Origin of the sequence: Curtobacterium sp. MCLR17_036 (genome assembly GCF_003234445.2) — a bacterium.
In the GTDB taxonomy this organism is placed as follows: domain Bacteria; phylum Actinomycetota; class Actinomycetes; order Actinomycetales; family Microbacteriaceae; genus Curtobacterium.
Window position 1 is genome coordinate 3,310,924 of record NZ_CP126269.1, and the last position, 18,320, is coordinate 3,329,243.

21 protein-coding genes are annotated in these 18,320 nt (G+C 72.8%); 5 read left to right on the forward strand and 16 right to left on the reverse strand.

Features of this window, described 5'->3' with window-relative positions:
• Positions 1 to 79: 79 nt before the first annotated feature.
• Positions 80 to 376, reverse strand: a complete 297-nt coding sequence (groES, locus tag DEI99_RS15550; RefSeq protein ID WP_071260016.1) for a co-chaperone GroES — start codon at positions 374 to 376, stop codon at positions 80 to 82.
• 160 nt (positions 377 to 536) lie between these two features.
• On the opposite strand from groES, the gene DEI99_RS15555 reads away from it, so the two are divergent.
• The gene (locus DEI99_RS15555; RefSeq protein WP_111040996.1) at positions 537 to 1,739 is read left to right on the forward strand and encodes a class I SAM-dependent methyltransferase; all 1,203 of its coding nucleotides are present in this window, start codon (positions 537 to 539) and stop codon (positions 1,737 to 1,739) included.
• Positions 1,740 to 1,958: 219 nt separating this feature from the next.
• On the opposite strand, the gene DEI99_RS15560 is transcribed toward DEI99_RS15555, so the two are convergent.
• The 4 genes from DEI99_RS15560 to tsaB all read right to left on the reverse strand — a co-directional run bounded on the left by DEI99_RS15560 (position 1,959) and on the right by tsaB (position 5,157).
• A complete protein-coding gene (locus DEI99_RS15560) occupies positions 1,959 to 2,834 on the reverse strand; it encodes a DUF4190 domain-containing protein (protein WP_181434361.1) in 876 nt (291 codons plus the stop codon).
• A 103-nt stretch (positions 2,835 to 2,937) separates the two neighbouring features.
• Positions 2,938 to 3,993, reverse strand: coding sequence for a tRNA (adenosine(37)-N6)-threonylcarbamoyltransferase complex transferase subunit TsaD (tsaD, locus tag DEI99_RS15565; protein ID WP_284180886.1), 1,056 nt, complete (start codon positions 3,991 to 3,993; stop codon positions 2,938 to 2,940).
• Complete coding sequence (gene rimI, locus DEI99_RS15570) at positions 3,980 to 4,525, reverse strand: ribosomal protein S18-alanine N-acetyltransferase (protein ID WP_181434345.1); 546 nt, start codon at positions 4,523 to 4,525, stop codon at positions 3,980 to 3,982. The genes tsaD and rimI overlap by 14 nt, the downstream gene beginning before the upstream one ends.
• Complete coding sequence (tsaB, locus tag DEI99_RS15575; protein ID WP_111040801.1) at positions 4,522 to 5,157, reverse strand: tRNA (adenosine(37)-N6)-threonylcarbamoyltransferase complex dimerization subunit type 1 TsaB; 636 nt, start codon at positions 5,155 to 5,157, stop codon at positions 4,522 to 4,524. The genes rimI and tsaB overlap by 4 nt, the downstream gene beginning before the upstream one ends.
• Positions 5,158 to 5,313: 156 nt before the next feature.
• On the opposite strand from tsaB, the gene DEI99_RS15580 reads away from it, so the two are divergent.
• Positions 5,314 to 6,177 (forward strand): serine hydrolase domain-containing protein, encoded by an 864-nt coding sequence (locus tag DEI99_RS15580; protein WP_181434346.1) that lies wholly within the window; start codon positions 5,314 to 5,316, stop codon positions 6,175 to 6,177.
• A 77-nt stretch (positions 6,178 to 6,254) separates the two neighbouring features.
• Positions 6,255 to 7,376 (forward strand): AI-2E family transporter, encoded by a 1,122-nt coding sequence (locus tag DEI99_RS15585; protein ID WP_111040803.1) that lies wholly within the window; start codon positions 6,255 to 6,257, stop codon positions 7,374 to 7,376.
• A gap of 37 nt (positions 7,377 to 7,413) precedes the next feature.
• On the opposite strand, the gene DEI99_RS15590 is transcribed toward DEI99_RS15585, so the two are convergent.
• The 8 genes from DEI99_RS15590 to glmS form a co-directional block, all read right to left on the reverse strand.
• Positions 7,414 to 7,902: a hypothetical protein gene (locus tag DEI99_RS15590; RefSeq protein ID WP_111040804.1), complete on the reverse strand. Its 489-nt coding sequence runs from the start codon at positions 7,900 to 7,902 to the stop codon at positions 7,414 to 7,416.
• A gap of 37 nt (positions 7,903 to 7,939) precedes the next feature.
• Entirely contained in the window at positions 7,940 to 8,548 is a 609-nt protein-coding gene (locus DEI99_RS15595; protein ID WP_111040805.1) for an NAD(P)H-dependent oxidoreductase, read from the reverse strand.
• 64 nt (positions 8,549 to 8,612) lie between these two features.
• A complete protein-coding gene (locus DEI99_RS15600; RefSeq protein ID WP_258369215.1) occupies positions 8,613 to 9,068 on the reverse strand; it encodes a GNAT family N-acetyltransferase in 456 nt (151 codons plus the stop codon).
• Between the two features lie 11 nt (positions 9,069 to 9,079).
• Entirely contained in the window at positions 9,080 to 9,598 is a 519-nt protein-coding gene (gene tsaE / locus DEI99_RS15605) for a tRNA (adenosine(37)-N6)-threonylcarbamoyltransferase complex ATPase subunit type 1 TsaE (RefSeq protein ID WP_258369216.1), read from the reverse strand.
• Entirely contained in the window at positions 9,595 to 10,761 is a 1,167-nt protein-coding gene (alr, locus tag DEI99_RS15610; protein ID WP_181434347.1) for an alanine racemase, read from the reverse strand. The genes tsaE and alr (DEI99_RS15610) overlap by 4 nt, the downstream gene beginning before the upstream one ends.
• The gene (gene alr, locus DEI99_RS15615) at positions 10,758 to 11,861 is read right to left on the reverse strand and encodes an alanine racemase (protein ID WP_111040806.1); all 1,104 of its coding nucleotides are present in this window, start codon (positions 11,859 to 11,861) and stop codon (positions 10,758 to 10,760) included. The genes alr (DEI99_RS15610) and alr (DEI99_RS15615) overlap by 4 nt, the downstream gene beginning before the upstream one ends.
• Positions 11,858 to 12,229: a holo-ACP synthase gene (locus tag DEI99_RS15620; RefSeq protein WP_071259926.1), complete on the reverse strand. Its 372-nt coding sequence runs from the start codon at positions 12,227 to 12,229 to the stop codon at positions 11,858 to 11,860. The genes alr (DEI99_RS15615) and DEI99_RS15620 overlap by 4 nt, the downstream gene beginning before the upstream one ends.
• A gap of 5 nt (positions 12,230 to 12,234) precedes the next feature.
• Positions 12,235 to 14,082 (reverse strand): glutamine--fructose-6-phosphate transaminase (isomerizing), encoded by a 1,848-nt coding sequence (gene glmS, locus DEI99_RS15625; RefSeq protein ID WP_111040807.1) that lies wholly within the window; start codon positions 14,080 to 14,082, stop codon positions 12,235 to 12,237.
• Between the two features lie 70 nt (positions 14,083 to 14,152).
• Between glmS and DEI99_RS15630 the strand changes: the two genes are divergently transcribed.
• Positions 14,153 to 14,638: a glutathione peroxidase gene (locus DEI99_RS15630; protein WP_111040808.1), complete on the forward strand. Its 486-nt coding sequence runs from the start codon at positions 14,153 to 14,155 to the stop codon at positions 14,636 to 14,638.
• Positions 14,639 to 14,743: 105 nt separating this feature from the next.
• Positions 14,744 to 15,688, forward strand: coding sequence for a type I pantothenate kinase (gene coaA, locus DEI99_RS15635; RefSeq protein ID WP_071259915.1), 945 nt, complete (start codon positions 14,744 to 14,746; stop codon positions 15,686 to 15,688).
• A gap of 204 nt (positions 15,689 to 15,892) precedes the next feature.
• Here coaA and glmM read toward each other — a convergent pair whose 3' ends face one another.
• From glmM to rplM, 3 genes are read right to left on the reverse strand one after another with little or no spacing between them, the layout of a single operon-like run.
• Positions 15,893 to 17,266: a phosphoglucosamine mutase gene (gene glmM / locus DEI99_RS15640; protein WP_111040809.1), complete on the reverse strand. Its 1,374-nt coding sequence runs from the start codon at positions 17,264 to 17,266 to the stop codon at positions 15,893 to 15,895.
• A gap of 17 nt (positions 17,267 to 17,283) precedes the next feature.
• Entirely contained in the window at positions 17,284 to 17,769 is a 486-nt protein-coding gene (rpsI, locus tag DEI99_RS15645) for a 30S ribosomal protein S9 (RefSeq protein WP_027466716.1), read from the reverse strand.
• Between the two features lie 37 nt (positions 17,770 to 17,806).
• On the reverse strand, positions 17,807 to 18,253 hold the full coding sequence (gene rplM / locus DEI99_RS15650) for a 50S ribosomal protein L13 (protein ID WP_027466717.1): 447 nt from the start codon (positions 18,251 to 18,253) through the stop codon (positions 17,807 to 17,809).
• Positions 18,254 to 18,320: the final 67 nt, after the last annotated feature.

Below are 18,320 nucleotides of genomic sequence, written 5' to 3' on the forward strand. Positions count from 1 at the left end.
CGACCGCGCGACCACGCGCCGGACGCGAGAACGCCCCGCCGACCGGAGCCGAACGGGGCGTTCTCGAGGAGTACTGGACTCAGCTGACGACGACCGCGAGGACGTCGCGGGCCGACAGGACCAGCAGGTCCTCGCCCGAGTACTTGACCTCGGTGCCGCCGTACTTGGAGTAGATGACCTTGTCGCCCACGGCGACGTCGAGCGGCACGCGGTTGCCGTTGTCGTCGATGCGACCCGGACCCACGGCGACGACCTCGCCCTCCTGGGGCTTCTCCTTCGCGGTGTCGGGGATGACCAGACCGGAAGCGGTGGTCTGCTCCGCCTCGACCTGGCGGATGACGATGCGATCCTCGAGCGGCTTGATGCTGACGGCCACGGTGACCTCTTCTTTCTCGGTACGGACTCGGTACAGATGAAAACCGGGTTGGCACTACGCACAGGAGAGTGCCAACGCCAACTCTAGGGGCCGTCTGGCACTCGGTCAATCCGAGTGCCAGCACGTCGGGAGAACACCCAGCACCTGGGAGGATCGGGGGATGGACGCCGCCGAACTCACCGCACTGCTGACCCCCGACGGGATGGCCCTGCTCGACCGTACCCCCGCGGTGTCCGACGGCGGCGAGATCGTCCGGGTGGTCTCGCGGCTCCGGGCCGAGGGACACGACCCGCGACTCGTCGCAGCGGTCCTGACCCAGGCGAAGCTGCGGCAGAAGGCCCGCGGCAAGTTCGGCGACTTCGCCGGACGCATGCTGTTCACCGAGGCCGGACTCGAGCAGGCGACCCGGCTGCAGGTCGCCGCGCAGCACGCCGGACGCTTCGCCGCCGCCGGCCTGACCCGCGTCGCGGACCTGGGCTGCGGCATCGGCGGCGACGCGCTCGCGATGGCGGCCCTCGACCTCGACGTGACGGCCGTCGACCGCGACGAGGTCACCGCGGCCGTCGCGACGCACAACCTCGCGCCGTGGCCGAACGCCCGCGTGCAGCTCGGCGACGCCGCCACGTTCGACGTGTCGTCGGTCGACGGCGTCTGGATGGACCCCGCCCGCCGCACCAGCGGCCACTCGGACACCCGGCGGCTCGCCGACCCGGACGACTGGTCGCCGTCGCTCGACACCGTGTTCGCCGCCGCCACGACGACCCCCACGGGCGTGAAGCTCGGCCCGGGGATCGACCGGGACCTCATCCCGGACACGGCCGAGGCGCAGTGGACCTCCGTCGACCGCGAGGTCGTCGAGCTCGCCCTGTGGTTCGGCCCCCTGGCGAGACCGGACGTCCGCCGGGCGGCCACGGTCGTCGGCGCGCACGGCGTCGCCGAGATGACCGGGCCAGCCGACGCCGAGGACGCCGAGGTCGGTCCGCTCGGCGCCTACCTGTACGAGCCGGACGGCGCCGTCATCCGCGCGCGGCTGATCGGCGACCTCGCCCGCGAGCTCGACGGGCACATGCTCTCCGACGGCATCGCCTACGTGACCTCGGACCGGGCCGTGACGACGCCCTTCGCCCAGGGCTTCCGGGTGATCGACACGATGCCGCTCGACGTCAAGCGCCTGTCGGCCCGGCTCGCGGCCGACGGCATCGGCACGGTCGAGATCAAGAAGCGCGGCGTCGACGTCGACCCCGCGCAGTTCCGCAAGCGGCTGCGGCTGCGCGGGACCGGTCGCGTGACGCTCGTGCTCACCCGGCTGGAGGGCCGGCACACCGCCGTCCTGTGCGAGCGGCTCGGCGAGGCCGCCGCCTGATCGCGGTGCGCCGCCAGCCGGCGGTGCGCTGCTGGCCCGCGGTACGCCGCCAGCCGGCGGTGCGCTGCTGGCCCGCGGTACGCCGCCAGCCGGCGGTGCGCTGCTGGCCCGCGGTACGCCGCCAGCCCGCGTCAGGCAGCCAGCCCGCGGTGCGCCGCCGGTCGGCGGTGCGCAGCCGGTCGGTCGGGGTCGAGCTCGTGCGACGCTGCCCGGGCGGGGTCAGCCGACGAAGGCGCCGGTCCCGGAGTCGTAGTCGTAGTCGTAGGGCGTTCCCGAGCCGTTGCCGTACGTCGCCAGGATGACGACGAAGACGATCCAGAGGATCCAGACACCGGTCATCACCCAGCCGGCGATGATGCCGGTCAGCGCCAGACCGCGGCCGGTCTCGCCGTTCTGCTTCACCTTGCCGAGGGCGACGTGGCCGAGGATCGCGCCGGCGGGGCCGAGCAGGATCGCGATGAACCAGAACGGGATCGACGCCAGGCCGAAGACGATGGACAGGATCGCGAGGGTGTTCGTCTTCGGGCGCTGCGCGTACGGCTGGTATCCGCTCGCGGCGTACGGGTTCGCCCCGTAGGGCGTGCTGCCGTACTGATTTCCGCCGTACTGGGTGCTGCCGTACTGGGTTCCGCCGTACTGCGTGCTGCCGTACTGCGTGCCGCCGTACGGCTGCTGTGCCGCGTACGGGTCCTGGCCGCCGTGCTGCTGCTTCTGCTGCTGCGCGTACGGGTTCTGCGCACCCTGCTGCGGCTGGCCGTACGACGGCTGCTGCGGCGCCGCGTACGGGTTCGACTGCTGTTGGGGCGCGGCGTACGGGTTCTGCTGGTGCTGCTGCTGGGGCGCCGCGTACGGGTTGTGCTGCTGCTGCGCCGCGTACGGGTCGGGCTGCTGGGGTGCCGCGTACGGGTTCGACTGCTGCTGGGGTGCCGCGGAGGGGTTCGGGCCGCCGTGCTGCGGCGGCTCAGGAGCCGACGGCGCCGCCGGGGCGTCCGGTGCCTGCGGGGCGTCCGGAGCGGACGAGCCGTCCGGCTGACCGGTCGACGCACCTCCCGTCGTCGTCTCGCCCGGCTTCGGCCACTCGTTCTGATCGGACACCGCGATCCCCTCTCGGCGCCCGGTACCTCCGACGCCGTGTCGATCCTCCCACAGGCGCCCGAGCACCGACCGGACGGGGCCGACCGGGCCGAGCGGGACGACGTCAGACCTGGACGGTCGTCACCGGCAGCGTCGAGTCGGCCGCGAGTCCGAGGTCGCTCGGCGCGTGCCCCTCGGCCACGAGCCGTGCCCCGACCGCGGCGATCATCGCGCCGTTGTCCGTGCACAGGTCGAACGGCGGGATCCGCAGCGCCACCCCCGCGGCAGCGCAGCGCTCCTCGGCGACCTGCCGCAGCCGGGCGTTCGCGACGACGCCGCCGCCGAGCAGCAGCCGGTCGACGCCGGTGTCGCGGCAGGCGTGCAGCGCCTTGGTGAGCAGGACGTCGACGACCGCCTCGCGGAAGCTCGCGGCGACGTCGGCCACGGGCACCTCGCGCCCCTCGTCGCGGCAGCGCTCGACCCACCGCGCAACGGCGGTCTTCAGCCCCGAGAACGAGAAGTCGTACCGGTGGGCCGCCATGTCCTTCGGCAGCGTCAGGCCGCGGGGGAACCGGATCGCCGTCGGGTCGCCATCAGCCGCGGCACGGTCGATCTGCGGGCCGCCCGGGTACGGCAGGCCGAGCAACCGGGCGACCTTGTCGAACGCCTCGCCCGCAGCGTCGTCGATCGTCTCGCCGAGCAGCTCGACGTCGCCGACCAGGTCCCGCACCAGGAGCAGCGAGGTGTGCCCGCCGGACACCAGCAGCGCCACGGTCGGCAGCTCGATCTCGGAGCCGTCCGAGCGCAGCACGTCGGCACCGACGTGGCCGACCAGGTGGTTGACCCCGTAGAGCGGCTTGCCCGTCGCCACGGCGAGCGCCTTCGCGGCCCCCACCCCCACCATGAGCGCCCCCGCCAGCCCGGGCCCCGCGGTGACGGCGACGGCGTCGAGCTCGTCGAGCGTCACCCCGGCGCGGTCGAGCGCCTCGTGCAGGGTCGGGGTCATCGCCTCGAGGTGCGCGCGTGCCGCGACCTCGGGCACGACGCCGCCGTACCGGGCGTGCTCGTCCATGCTCGACGCGATGACGTTCGCCAGCAGGGTGCTCCCCCGCACGATGCCGACGCCGGTCTCGTCGCAGCTCGTCTCGATGCCGAGCACCAGTGGTTCAGTCGCGCTCACCGAGGGCCTCCTGTCCGATGGGTCCGACGCCCGACGACCGCTCGGCGTCCGGGCCGGGCAGGTCCGCCCGCATCACCCACGCGTCGACGCCGTCCGGTTGGTAGTAGCGGGGCCGGGTCGCGATGTGCTCGAACCCGAACGCCGTGTACATCGCCTGCGCCACGGGGTTGTCGGCGCGGACCTCGAGGAACACCTCGCGCACACCGCGGCGACGGGCCTCGTCGAGGAGCTCCGTGAACAGCACCCGCCCGAGGCCCTTGCCGCGCTGGTCCGCGGCGACGGCGATGGTCTGCACGTCGGCGACCGGGTTGCCCGCGAGCGAGGAGAGCCCGGCGTACCCGACGACCAGCGGCGCGGACGTGTCGTCGGCCGTCTCGACCACGACGTAGTACCCGTGCGGCGAGTACAGCTCGCCCGACATCTGCGACGCCGACCAGGCGTCCGTCGGGAACGAGGCGTGCTCGAGCCACATGATGTCGTCGAGGTCCTGCGGGTGGGCCCGCCGCAGGCGGAGCTCGTCCGGCAGGGTCACTGCTTGACCCGCTTCGGCGCACCCGGCACGGTCACGTCGGGGTCGCGCAGGTACAGGGCCGTGTCCTGGTCGAACGCCGCGCCGGACGCGAGCCGGTCCGCGGCGAGCGCCCCGAGCCTCCAGGCCGGCACCGACAGGGCCGTCACGCGGTCCCAGCCCACCGCGTCGGGCCGGGAGGCCCGGATCACCTCGTCGAGGTCCACCGGCTTCGCGAGTCCAGGGCCCGCGACGCGTGTGCCGGTCTGGTCGTAGGCGCTCCAGTAGACCTCGCGGCGGCGGGCGTCCGTCAGGACGACGAACGGCCCGTCCGGTCGGCCGTCGCGCGCGTCGGCGGCCACCGCGTCGTGGCTGACGAGCGGCAGGACGGGGACGCCGCGTGCCGCGGCGAAGGTGCGCGCGGCGGCGATGCCGACGCGCAGGCCGGTGAAGGGGCCGGGGCCCGTACCGGCGACGACGCCGGTGACGTCGGCGGGACTGGTGCCGGCCTCGGCCAGCACCTCGGCGAGGAACGGGCCGATCACCTCGGCGTGCCGGCGGCTGTCCTCGGTGTCGCGGGTCGCGAGCGCCCGGCCGGTGGCCGGGTCGACGACGGCGACGGAGGTCCCGGCGGAGGTGTCGATCGCGAGCAGCACCCGTCCATCGTAGGCGGCCCGCTCACCGCGCCACGGCGCCCGCGGTCTCCCACCGCACTCCGATCGACAGCGGCGACGATGTCGGCATGTCCGGCACCACCGTCGCCCGCCGCTCGTCCACGGTCTCCGCAGGGGTCCCCGGCCGGAGGAGCGCTCGTGCGGCGTCGTGACGCTCGCCCGTGGGGCGCCGTGGTGCAGGCGGGCGACGGGACGCTCCGTCCGCTCCGCGACTTCCCGGCGCCGTACCGGCCCGACGGCCTCGTGGAGTGGGGCAGCGTCACGAAGGCGGTCACGGCGGCGGCCGTCGGGGCCGCCGTCGCCAAGGGCCTGGTGCAGCTCGACGACGACGTGTCCCGCGTCGTGCCCCGGCTGACGGCCGCACGGTTCAGCGTCGGCGAGGTCCTGGAGCACCGGGCCGGACTCCTCCGCATGGCGCACCCGCTGCGTGCGACGGTGCAGCGCGACCCGTACGCCGACGTCGTGGGACGCCGACTCGACCCAGACGTCGTCGCCCCCGTCCTCCGGCGCGGGGAGGTCCTGTACTCCAACCTCGGATACGCCGTCCTGGGCGAGGTGCTCGACACGGTCACCGGGGACTGGTGGGCCTGGAGCACGTCGCGGGTCCTCGACCCGGCCGGGGTCTCGACCGCGACCCTGCGGCCACTGCCGCCCGAGCGCGTCCTGCCCCGTCGGCGCGACGGCACGGAGGCCGCACCCTGGACGATCGGGGCCGGTGCCTACGCCGCCGCCGGTGGTGTCTGGTCGACGTTCGCGGACCTCACCCGCTTCCTCGCCGCATCGGTGCGGGCGCCGACGACCCCGCGGGGCTGGCAGCGCGGCAGGGGCGCCGACCTGGTCAACGGGGCGACCCGGCACAGTCGCGCCTGCGCCCTCCGCCCGCACGGCTCGACCGACGTGGTGGTCGCGCACGGCCTGCGGACCGGCGCCGCCCTCGACCGGTGGACGATCGAACTGACCCGGGCGCTGGTCGACCCGTCAGACCGGGAGCGCGGCGGGTGACCTGCCCCGCACGACCGGGGCGGGGCGCCGGGTACGGTCGTGCGGGTCCCCGTCGGCACCAACCGGAAGACCCCGCCATGCACCTGCGCCGCTCCCCCGCGCCCACGTCCGTCCGACCGAGCACCTGGACCGACCCCTACGGCCGGCTCGCGGTCCGCTGCATGCAGACGGTCGTGATCGTCGTGGTGATCGGCGCGATCGTCACCGCCGCGACGACGCTCAGCCTCGTCACGATCCCCCTGCTCCTCGCGCTCATCATCGCCTCGGCGCTGCACCCCCTGGTCGCCTGGCTGCGGCGGCACGGGGTGCCCTCGGTGCTCGCGACCTCGATCGCGTTCGTGGCCGTCCTCGCCGCGGGTGCCGGTGTCCTGTGGCTGCTCGTCTCGACGTTCGCCGGTCAGTGGCCGATGCTGCAGGCCTCGGCGGTCGACGGGTTGCAACAACTGCAGGACCTGCTGCACGAGCTGCCCGTCCGGGTGACCGACGGGCAGATCGAGGACGCGGTGTCCGGCGTCGTCGACTTCGTCACGAGCGCCCGGTTCGGAGCCGGGGCGATCGCCGGCATCTCCGCGGTGACGAACTTCGTGACCGGGGCGGTGCTCACCGCGGTCATCCTGTTCTTCTTCCTGAAGGACGGCCCGGCGCTGTGGGAGTTCCTGCTGCGCCCGTTCACCGGCGACCAGTACGACCGCGCCCGTCGGATCGGCGACCGCGTGGTGACGACCCTCGGCGGGTACGTGCGCGGGACCGCCGCCGTCGCCGCCTTCGACGCGCTCGCGATCGGCAGCGGACTCGCCGTGCTCGGCGTCCCCCTGACCATCCCGCTCGCCGTGGTGGCCTTCGTGACCTCGTTCATCCCGATGATCGGCGCCCCGATCGCCGGCACCCTGGCCGCCCTCGTGACGCTCGTCGCACTCGGCCCGGTGAAGGCCGTCATCGTGGTGGCGATCGTCGTGCTCGTCAACCAGGTCGAGGGCAACTTCCTGCAGCCGGTGCTCATGGGGAAGACCCTGCGACTGCACGGCCTCGTCATCCTGGTCGGGCTGACGGCGGGCACCGTGCTCGGCGGGGTGACGGGTGCGCTGCTCGCGGTCCCGCTCATCGCAGCCGGCTGGGGCATCGTGCAGGTCTGGAACGGCGAGGACGCACCGGCCATGCCCTGGCGGCAGAAGCGTCGCGAGACGGTCCCGGTGGGCTGACCCGACCCGGGACGCGCGGCACGGGGTGCGGAGGCGACTACTCGAAGCGGACCGTGCTGGTGGGCGACGTCGTGCCCGTCGCGTCCTCGTCCGCCGCCTCGCGGAGGTGCTTCAGACGGGACCGGACACCACCGTCCTGGCGGCGCAGCACGATCGCGACGTCCGCCACGGACATCCCCGCGGCCGTCATCGCCTGGAGCCCGGCGTCCTCCGGCGGCGTCCACGGCGCGTAGGCGGCGGGCCGGTCGAGCCGAGCAGCGTCGACCTGCGGGTTGCCGGTCGGTGCAGCCCGGACCACCAGCGGGGACGGTGCGTCGTCCGTACCGGACGTCGTCGCGACGACCGGTGCCGGCGTCGACGCCGACCGCGGCCCGGTCGCCCGGACGTCCAGGCAGGCGACGGCGGTCACCGGATGGCGTGCCACGACCGCTCCTGCGGGCGACCGGAACACCCACTCGGTGTCGTCACGGTCCACCGTGCCGACCTCCACGTCGCTGAAGCCGCCGGTGTCGAGGACGATGCGCATGGTTCCCCCGTTCGCGCTGACCAGATCTGCTGCGAGGCTACCGGTCACCGGCCGGGGCACGCTCGACGACCGCCCGACGGACACCCTCCACCGCCGCGGCGACCGCGCGCTCGCGGGCCTCGGCGTCCTCGGTCTCGGAGTCGTGCACGAACACGGTGGCACCCCGCCGGGCACCGCAGAAGTCGACGATGCCGTGCTCGACCTGCGTCCGGAGCGCCTCGGCGTACCCGTGCCGTTCGTACACGCCGGCGTCGTCGCCCGCGATCGGCACCATGTGGACGGTGAGCCGACCGAGCGCCCGACGGATGCCGCCGTCCGGGTCGACGTCGAACGCCCAGCCGTTCACGAACACGCGGTCGATCCAGCCCTTGAGCACCGCGGGCACGGACCACCACCAGACCGGGAACACGAGGACGAGGTCGGTGGCGCGGTCGATGCGCTGCTGCTCGGCGACGACGTCGGCCGGGGCGTCCGTGCCGGTCCGGTAGGTCTGCCGGTCGGCGAGGGTGAAGCGCGGGTCGAACCCCTCGGCCGCCAGGTCGGCGGTCTCGACCGTCCCCGCGGGCAGGGCGTCCCGCAGGCGAGCCGCGAGGTGGTGGGTGAGCGAGTCGGGGTCCGGGTGGGCGGTCACGATGAGCGTCGGCACACCGCATCCTCCCGGAGCCGGCTGGGTGGTACCGGGACACCCGCTGTCGCCCGGCCGCGCCGGCTCACTCCGCGGTCAGGTCGAGGGACCAGGCGACCTCGTGCGCGAGCTGCCCGGTCCGCCGGAACGACCGGACCTGGTGGGTGGCGGCCAGGGCGGCGGCGAGGTCGTCGCGGTCGGCGGGGGTGAACCCGAGCGACTGCCAGAACGGACCGGAGCGCCGCGAGAACAGCCATGCCCGTCGCGCGCCCGTGGCCGCGGCGTGGTCGACGGCGAAGCGCGCGAGCCGGGTGCCGTGGCCGAGCCCCCGCAGGTGCGGCGCCACCGCCACGCTGCGGACGAGCACGTGGACGCCGTCGTCGCTCGTCTCGTACCCGGTGCTGCCGACGACGCGGCCGTCGTCGGCACGGTCGACCCACAGCCGGACGGTCGGCTCGGAACGGGCCCGGTCGAGGCCGGCGACGGTCAGGTCGGCTCCGACGAGGAAGGAGCGGAGGTCGTCGACCGCACCGGCGTCCACGCGCTGCAGGGTCAGAGGTCGACGCCCGTCCAGCGCGGCCCCGTCGCGGTGACGACGACCCGGCGCGGCTCGTCGGGCACGTCGTCGGGATCGAGGTCGTCGTCGACACCGTGGTCGGCCGCGTCCGCGCCGGTCGCCCGCGTGATCTCGACGTCGAGCACGCTGTCGCTGATGCCGTCGACCATGCCGCGGCCCCACTCGACGACGACGATCGCCGCGTCCCAGTCGAGGTCGAGGTCGTCGAGCTCGACCGGGTCCGACAGCCGGTAGGCGTCCACGTGCACGAGGTCGGGACCGGCCGAGGTCGGGTGGGTGCGAGCGAGCACGAACGTCGGGCTGGACACCTGGCCGCGCGCGCCGAGCGCCGCGCCGAGGCCGCGGGTCAGGGTCGTCTTGCCGGCACCGAGCGGCCCGGTCAGCACGACCAGGTCACCGGCCCGCAGCACCGCGGCCAGTCGTGCGCCGAGCTCCCCCATCGCCGCGGTGCCCTCGACGGTCGTGTCGAGCAGGACCCGTGCCGGGTCGGTCACGGCCGTTCGCCTCGCAGGTAGGCGCCGACTCGGCCCTCGACCTCGTGCCCGTCGTACACGCGCGGCACGCGCGCGCCGATGCGGCAGACGATCTCCTCGCCGATGGTGTCGAGCGCGGCACCCCACTCCAGGACCGTCTGCTCGCCGTGGGCACCCGCGCCGAAGAGCACCACCGTGTCGCCGGTGCGGACGTCGTCGTCGCCGACGTCGACCAGGAACTGGTCCATCGCGACACGACCGGCGATCGGGTAGCGCGTGCCGTTGATCGTCACCTCGACCCGTCCCTGCGCCAGGCGTGGGACGCCGTCCGCGTACCCGACGGGGACGAGCGCGAGCGTCGTCTCGGTGGCCGTCCGGTACGTGTAGTCGTACGAGACGCCGGTGCCGACCGGGACCCGCTTCGTCTTGGCGACCGACGCCGTCAGGGTCATCACGGGTTCGAGCCCGAGGTCCGCTGCCGAGACGCCGTCCGCGCCGGGGATGCCGAACAGGTTCGCCCCCATCCGCACCATGTCCTTGCGGAACTCCTTGCGTTCGAGTCCGGCGAGCGACGCGGCGACGTGCTCCGTCGGGATGTCGAGCCCGAGGTCCTCCGCGATCTCGACCGCGGCGTCGAACACCGCGACCGCGGCGCTGTCCTCGTGGTCCGAGGTCTCGGCCAGGTGTGTGTACGCGGCGACGACCTCGATGCGGCCCTGCCGCTGGGCGTCGCGGGCGAGCTCGACGAGCGCCGGCCAGTCCGACGCCGTCGCACCGTCGCGGTGCAGCCCCGAGTCGACGCCGAGGTGCACCCGGGCCGGTCGGTGGTCGACGGCGTCGACCACGCGCTGCAGCTCGGCGACGTTCGAGACGCCGAGGTCGACGGCGGAGTCGATCGCGTCGCGGAAGTCGAGGTCCGGGTCGTGCTGCCACGTGAACAGGTGGACGTCCTCGCCGACGCCGATCGACCGCAGGCGCAGGGCCGCGGGGACCGTCAGCACCCCGATCCACCGGATGCCGGCGTCGACCGCGGCGAGCGCGATCGGTTCGAGGCCGTGCCCGTAGGCGTCGGCCTTCATGATCGCCATGACGTCGACCGGGTCCATCCACTCGCGGACCAGGTCGAGGTTGGCACGGTAGGCGTCGAGGTCGATGCGGGCCTGCCGCAGCGGTGCCGAGCTCACGTCGTCCTCCGTTCCACGCTGCGGCCGATGCGGGCGACCACCTCGTAGTTGATCGTCCCGACGGCGGCCGCCCAGTCCTCGACGGCGGGGTCGCCGTTCGCCGGGTCGCCCCAGAGGACCGCTTCGTCGCCGACGCGGACGTCGGCGTCGCCGATGTCGACGTGCATGGCGTTCATCGCGACCCGCCCGACGACCGGGAACGTGCGGTCGCCGATCCGGACGGAGACCCGGTTGCCGAAGTCGCGGTCGAAGCCGTCCGCGTAGCCGAGTCCGATGACGGCCAGCCGGGTGTCGGACCCGGCCCGCCAGGTGTAGCCGTAGGAGACCCCGTCGCCGGCCCGGACGGGCACGGTGCGGAGCACCGCGGCGGTGACGCGCATCGCCGGACGCAGACCGAGGTCGGCCGAGGTCCGGTCGGGGAAGGGACTGAGGCCGTACAGCGCGAGACCGACACGGGACAGGTCGCGACGGGTCTCCGGCACGGCCAGCGACGCGGCACTCGCGGCGAGGTGCACGACGTCCGGAACGATGCCGTTCGCCGACAGGCCGTCGAGGGCCCGCTGGAGTGCGGCGTCCTGGTCGAGGTCGTCGGTGCGCGAGGCGTTCGACAGGTGGGACATGAGGCCCTCGACCCGCGTGCGGTTGCCGCCGCGCGCGAGCGCCCCGGCCGTCGCGAAGAGCTCGGCCCACTCGGACTCGACGGCGCCGTTGCGGCTCAACCCGGTGTCCACGCAGAGGTGCACGGCCGGCACCTCGGAGTCGGCGGCGGCGGACAGCTGGTCGACGCTCGAGACCGCGGGCGTGATGCCGTACTGCGCGGCCCGTCGGAAGTCCTCGTCGGGGGCGTGCAACCACGCGAGGATCCGCACCCCCTCGTCGATGCCGCCCTGCCGCAGGGCGACGGCCTCGTCGAGGTCGGCGACGCCGAGCCACTCGGCGCCGGCGTCCACGAAGGCGCGCGCGGCGTCGAGGGCGCCGTGGCCGTAGCCGTTCGCCTTGACCACCGCGATCACCCCGGACGGCGCGACCTGCTCGGCGATCGTCGCGTAGTTCTCGATCAGGGCCTCTCGGTCGACCGTGACCCCCGTGAACGCACTCACTCTGTTCCCTCCAGCACCACGAACGCCGTCGCGATGCCCCCATCATGCGAGAGCGACAGGTGCACGGACGTGACGCCACGCGCATCCGCCACCCGCCGCGCGCCCTGGTGCAGCGTCAGCGACGGGTTCCGCTGGTCGTCCGAGACGACCTCGAGGTCCTGCCAGCTGAGCCCCGCACTGCTGCCGAAGGCCTTGATCAGGGCCTCCTTCGCCGCGAAGCGTGCCGCGAGCGACGCGGTCGGGCGCGGTTCGCCGTCACGGACCTGCTCGGACGGCGTGAACAGCCGCGTCCGCATCGCCGGGGTCCGCGACAGCACCCGTTCGAACCGCTCCAGGTCGACCACGTCGACCCCGATGCCGATGATCACCGCGACTACTCGACGGTGACCGACTTCGCGAGGTTGCGCGGCTGGTCCACGTCGAGGCCCTTGGCCGCGGCGAGCTCCATGCCGAACATGTGCAGCGGTGCCACGGCGAGCAGCGGCTCGAACAGCGGCGTCGCGAGCGGGATCCGCAGGACCTCGTCGGCGAAGGGCAGCACGGCGGCGTCGCCCTCTTCCGCGATCGCGATCACCCGGGCGCCGCGGGCGCGGATCTCCTGGATGTTCGACACGACCTTCGGGTGCAGCGAGCGCGGGTCGCGCGGCGACGGCACGATGACGAAGACGATCTGGCCCGGCTCGATCAGCGCGATCGGGCCGTGCTTCAGCTCGCCGGCGGCGAAGCCCTCGGCGTGGATGTACGCGAGTTCCTTGAGCTTGAGGGCGCCCTCGAGCGCGATCGGGTAGCCGACGTGGCGGCCGAGGAACAGCACACTGCGGGTGTCCGCCATCCAGCGCGCCAGGTCCTTGATGCCCGCGGCGTCCTCGATGGTCTGCTGCAGCTTCGGGGCGAGGCCCTCGAGCTCGGCGACCTGCTCGGCGATCTGCTCGGTGGTGAGCGTGCCGCGCAGCGTGGCGAGGTGCAGCCCGAGCAGGTAGAGCGCGACGCCCTGGGCGATGAACGCCTTGGTCGACGCGACGGCGACCTCGGGGCCGGCGTGCGTGTAGATGACCGCGTCGGACTCGCGCGGGATCGTGGCGCCCTGGGTGTTGCAGATCGACAGCACCTGCGCGCCCTGCTCGCGGGCGTACTTGACGGCCATGAGCGTGTCCATGGTCTCGCCGGACTGGCTGATCGACACCACGAGCGTGCGCTCGTCGAGCACCGGGTCGCGGTAGCGGAACTCGTGGGCGAGCTCGACCTCGACCGGCACGCGGGCCCACTGCTCGATGGCGTACTTGCCGAGGATGCCGGCGTAGGCGGCGGTGCCGCAGGCGATCACGATGACGCGGTCGACGGTCGCCAGGCGATCGGCGATCGGGTCGAGGTCGGTCAGGGTGACCGCGCCGTCGTGCACGCGGCCGAGGATCGTCTTCGCGACGGCCTCGGGCTCCTCGCTGATCTCCTTCGCCATGAACGAGGACCACCCGCCCTTGTCGGCGGCGGAGGCGTCCCAGTTCACCTCGAACTCGCTCGGCGTGGCCGGGGTGCCGTCGAAGTGGATGACGTCGACGCCGTCGGGACGGATCGTGGCGATCTCGTCCTGCCCGATCGACAGCGCGCGCTGGGTGTAGGCGACGAACGCCGCGACGTCCGAGCCCATGAAGTTCTCGCCGTCGCCGAGCCCGACGACCAGGGGCGAGTTGCGACGGGCACCGACGACGACGCCGGGCTGGTCTGCGTGCACGACGAGGAGCGTGAACGCGCCCTCGAGCCGCTGCACGGCCTGCTGCATGGCGGCGGTCAGGTCGCCGGTCTGCCGGTACGCGCGACCGACGAGGTGCGCGGCGACCTCGGAGTCGGTCTCGCTGCGGAACGTGGTGCCCTCGGCCTGCAGCTCGGCGCGGAGCTCGGCGAAGTTCTCGATGATGCCGTTGTGGATGAGCGCGAGCTTGTCGCCGTCGGCCAGGTGCGGGTGCGCGTTGCCGTCCGTCGGGCCGCCGTGGGTCGCCCAGCGGGTGTGCCCGATGCCGGTGCTCCCATCGGCGATGGGGTGCGTTTCGAGCTCGTCGACGAGGGCCTGGAGCTTGCCCGCCTTCTTCGCGGAGACGAGGTCTCCGGCCGGGTCGACGACGGCGATGCCCGCCGAGTCGTAGCCGCGGTACTCGAGGCGACGGAGGCCACCGAGGAGGACGTCCTGACTGCTGTTGCTGCCGACGTAGCCGACGATTCCACACATGGGTTCGATCCTACGGTCTGCCTGGATGCCCACCCTGCATGCCCGCCACGAGAGGGATACCGTTTCGAGCATGGGACGCTTCGACGACATCGAGATCACCACCCTGCACGGTGAGCACACCACGTTCGGCGCCTTCGCCGACAAGGCGGTGCTCGTGGTGAACGTCGCGTCGCGGTGCGGACTCGCGCCGCAGTACGAGCAACTCGAAGCCCTGCAGAAGGAGTACGGGCCGCGTGGCTTCACCGTCCTCGGGTTCCCGAGCAACCAGTTCCTGCAGGAGCTCGGCTCCGCCGAGGCCATCGACGAGTACTGCTCCGCCACGTGGGGCGTGACGTTCCCGATGTCCGAGAAGGTCAAGGTGAACGGCAAGGGCGCCCACCCGCTTTACCAGGCACTGAAGGAGACGCCCGACCCGGCGGGCAAGGCGGGTCGCGTCACCTGGAACTTCGAGAAGTTCCTGGTCGCGCCGGACGGCACGGTGTCGCGCTTCCGCCCGACCACGAAGCCCGACGCCCCCGAGGTCGTCGCCGCCATCGAGGCGGCCCTGCCCGCCTGACGCACCGCGTCCTGCGGACGCGCACCGAGCGCCGGACGGGAGGCCCGGATCACCCGGGCCGGTCGGCTCACGTGATCCGGGCCTCCCGTCTGTACGCTCGTCACCATGCCGATCCCGGACACCGCCGTCGCGCACCCGACCCCCTTCGTGGAGATCCCCCGGGACGACTGGTCGCAGCTCGCGCCGAGGGAGCACCTGTCGCTCACCGAGACCGAGATCGTGCAGTTGCGCGGTCTCGGCGACCGGCTCGACATCCAGGAGGTGCAGGAGGTCTACCTGCCGCTCTCGCGCCTGCTGACGCTCTACGCGGCGGGTGCACGCGACCTGCACGCGTCGACGTCCGCCTTCCTGGGCGACCGCGCCGGCCGGACGCCGTTCGTCATCGGGGTCGCCGGCTCCGTCGCCGTCGGCAAGTCGACCGTCGCACGACTGCTCCGTGAGCTGACGAAGCGCTGGCCGGACACCCCGCGCGTCGAGCTCGTGACGACCGACGGGTTCCTGTACCCGAACGCCGAGCTCGAGCGCCGCGGGATCATGGACCGCAAGGGCTTCCCGGAGTCGTACGACCGACGCTCCCTGCTCCGCTTCGTCAGCCAGGTGAAGAGCGGCGCGACCGAGGTCCGGGCGCCGTACTACTCGCACCTGGTCTACGACATCGTGCCGGACGCCGAGATCGTCGTGCGACAGCCGGACATCCTCATCGTCGAGGGGCTGAACGTCCTCGCCCCGCCGGTGCACGGCCGGCTCGCACTGTCCGACCTGTTCGACTTCACGATCTACGTCGACGCGAAGACGAAGGACATCGAGTCCTGGTACGTCGACCGCTTCCTGGCGCTGCAGGAGGAGGCGTTCGCGAGCCCGGACTCCTTCTTCCACCGGTTCGCCTCGCTCTCGCGCGAGGACGCGGTGCGCACGGCGACCGAGGTGTGGCGGGCGATCAACGAGCCGAACCTGATCGAGAACGTGCTGCCCACCCGCTCCCGCGCCACCCTGGTGCTGAAGAAGGGCGCCAACCACAAGGTGAACTCGGTCCTGCTCCGCAAGATCTAGGCCGGGCGGGGGTGCGCTCGCGAGCGCGCGGACGCGGGCGTGGGGTTGCTCCCCGGCACGGTGCCGGTGCCGGTGCCGGTTCGGATGCGCCCTGCACAACCAAAGTCCGTTCGAACCACGCAAAGGTGTGGTTCGAACGGACTTTGGTTGTGCGAATTACGGTTGCGCTGCGCCGCCGCGTCGCCGCCGCGCCGCGGCCGCGCCCTACGCCGCGTCGAGCGCCAGCCGCTGCTCGACCACGGCGGCGAGCTCCTCGGCGATGCGCTGAGCGTCCTCCTGCGAGGCGGCCTCGACCATGACGCGCACGACGGGCTCGGTGCCCGAGGGCCGGAGCAGCACGCGGCCGCTGTCGCCGAGGGCGTCCCCGGCGGCGGCGATGGCGTCCTGCACGCCCTGGTCGGCGAGCCCGTGGCGATCGACCCCGCGCACGTTGAGTAGCACCTGCGGGAACACCGTCATGCACGACGCGAGTTCCTGCAGGGTCTTGCCGGTGCGCGCCATCTCGGCGACCAGGTGCAGCCCGGTCAGGATGCCGTCACCGGTCGTGGCGAACTCGTTGAAGATCACGTGCCCGGACTGCTCGCCACCGAGCGAGAACCCGCCCTCGTTCATCTTCTCGAGCACGTAGCGGTCGCCCACGGCGGTCTGCTCGACCGTGATGCCGTTGTCCGCCATCGCCCGGATGAGCCCGAGGTTCGACATGACCGTCGCGACGAGCGTGTCCGACGCCAGACGTCCGCGCTCCTTGAGCGACAGCGCGAGGATCGCCATGATCTGGTCGCCGTCGATCGCGTTGCCGGCGGCGTCGACCGCCAGGCAGCGGTCCGCGTCGCCGTCGTGCGCGATGCCGACGTCCGCGCCGTGCTCGAGCACCGCGCGGGCCAGGTTGTCGATGTGGGTCGAACCGACCCCGTCGTTGATGTTCCAGCCGTCCGGGTCTGCGCCGATCAGGGTCACGCGGGCCCCGGCGTTGACGAAGACCTCGGGCGAGACGCCCGCCGCGGCGCCGTTCGCGCAGTCGAGCACGACGTGGATGCCGTCGAGACGGTGCGGCAGCGTGCCGAGCAGGTGGACCACGTAGCGGTCCTCGGCGTCGGCGAAGCGGCTGATCCGTCCGACGTCGGCGCCCGTGGGGGTGGGCGCGGAGTGGTCGTGCATGGCCGCTTCGATGCGGTCCTCGACCTCGTCCGGCAACTTCTGCCCGCCGGCGGCGAAGAACTTGATCCCGTTGTCGGGAGCGGGGTTGTGGGACGCGGAGATCATCACGCCGAAGTCGGCGTCGATGTCCGCGACGAGGAACGCCGCTGCGGGGGTGGGGATGACCCCGGCGTCGAGCACGTCGACGCCGGCAGAGGCGAGCCCGGCCGCGACAGCGGACCCGAGGAACTCGCCGGAGACGCGCGGGTCGCGCGCCAGGACCGCGCGCGGGCGCGGTCGACCGGACGCCCGACGGGCGTCCGCGTGGTGTCCGTGAGTGAGGACGGCCGCGCTCGCCTGGGCAAGACCCAGTGCGAGCGCGGCCGTCAGCTCGCCGTTGGCGAGACCACGAACCCCGTCGGTACCGAACAGACGCGGCATTGCGATCTCGGTGACGACTAGCGCTTCGAGAACTGCGAAGCCTTGCGGGCCTTCTTGAGACCGGCCTTCTTGCGCTCGATGACGCGGGCGTCACGGGTGAGGAAGCCGGCCTTCTTGAGGGTCGCGCGGTTGTTCTCGCGGTCGATCTCGTTCAGCGTGCGGGCGATGGCGAGGCGGAGCGCGCCGGCCTGACCCGAGGGGCCGCCACCGGTGATGCGGGCGACGACGTCGTACGAGCCGAGGAGCTCGAGCACCTTGAACGGGTCGTTGATGAGCTGCTGGTGCAGCTTGTTCGGGAAGTAGTCCTCGAGCGTGCGGCCGTTCACGACGAACGTGCCGGAGCCCGGCACGAGGCGCACGCGGGCGATGGCCTCCTTGCGGCGCCCGACGGCACCGCCGGAGACGTTGAGGATCTGACGGGGAGCGGCCTCGGCAGCGGCGGGTGCGCTCTCCGTGGTGAAGCTCTCCGGGGTCTGGTCGAGGGAGTCAGCGATCTGAGCCATGAGTTTTGTCGTGTCCTTGAAGTCGTCGTGGCCGGAACTACTGTGCGACCTGGTCGAAGATGTACGGCTTGGGCTGCTGCGCGGCGTGCGGGTGCTCCGCGCCGGCGTAGACCTTCAGCTTCTTGAGCTGCTCGCGACCGAGGGTGTTCTTCGGCAGCATGCCGCGGATCGCCTTCTCGACGGCGCGGGTGGGGTGCTTCTCGAGCATCTCCGGGTAGGAGGTCGCCGTCAGGCCGCCCGGGTAGCCCGAGTGACGGTAGTAGACCTTCTTCGCGAGCTTCGAACCGGTCAGGGCGACCTTGTCGGCGTTCACGATGATGACGAAGTCACCCATGTCCATGTGCTGGGCGAAGGTGGCCTTGTGCTTGCCGCGCAGGAGCGCCGCGGCGTGGGTGGCGAGACGGCCGAGGACGACGTCGGTCGCGTCGATGACGATCCAGTCGTGCTGGACGTCTGCCGGCTTCGGTGAGAACGTGCGAGTCACAGGAGTGCTGCTTTCGTGTCGAGGTGAGGAGTCCGTGAATCCCACTCCGGTCGGACGTTCCCCCTGC

Coding starts and splice junctions, on each gene's coding strand:
- glmM (WP_111040809.1), bottom strand. CDS start 17,266: ATGCCGCGTCTGTTCGGTACCGACGGGGTTCGTGGTCTCGCCAACGGC.
- glmS (WP_111040807.1), bottom strand. CDS start 14,082: ATGTGTGGAATCGTCGGCTACGTCGGCAGCAACAGCAGTCAGGACGTC.
- rpsI (WP_027466716.1), bottom strand. CDS start 17,769: ATGGCTCAGATCGCTGACTCCCTCGACCAGACCCCGGAGAGCTTCACC.
- DEI99_RS15555 (WP_111040996.1), top strand. CDS start 537: ATGGACGCCGCCGAACTCACCGCACTGCTGACCCCCGACGGGATGGCC.
- DEI99_RS15585 (WP_111040803.1), top strand. CDS start 6,255: ATGCACCTGCGCCGCTCCCCCGCGCCCACGTCCGTCCGACCGAGCACC.
- DEI99_RS15630 (WP_111040808.1), top strand. CDS start 14,153: ATGGGACGCTTCGACGACATCGAGATCACCACCCTGCACGGTGAGCAC.
- coaA (WP_071259915.1), top strand. CDS start 14,744: ATGCCGATCCCGGACACCGCCGTCGCGCACCCGACCCCCTTCGTGGAG.
- DEI99_RS15590 (WP_111040804.1), bottom strand. CDS start 7,902: ATGCGCATCGTCCTCGACACCGGCGGCTTCAGCGACGTGGAGGTCGGC.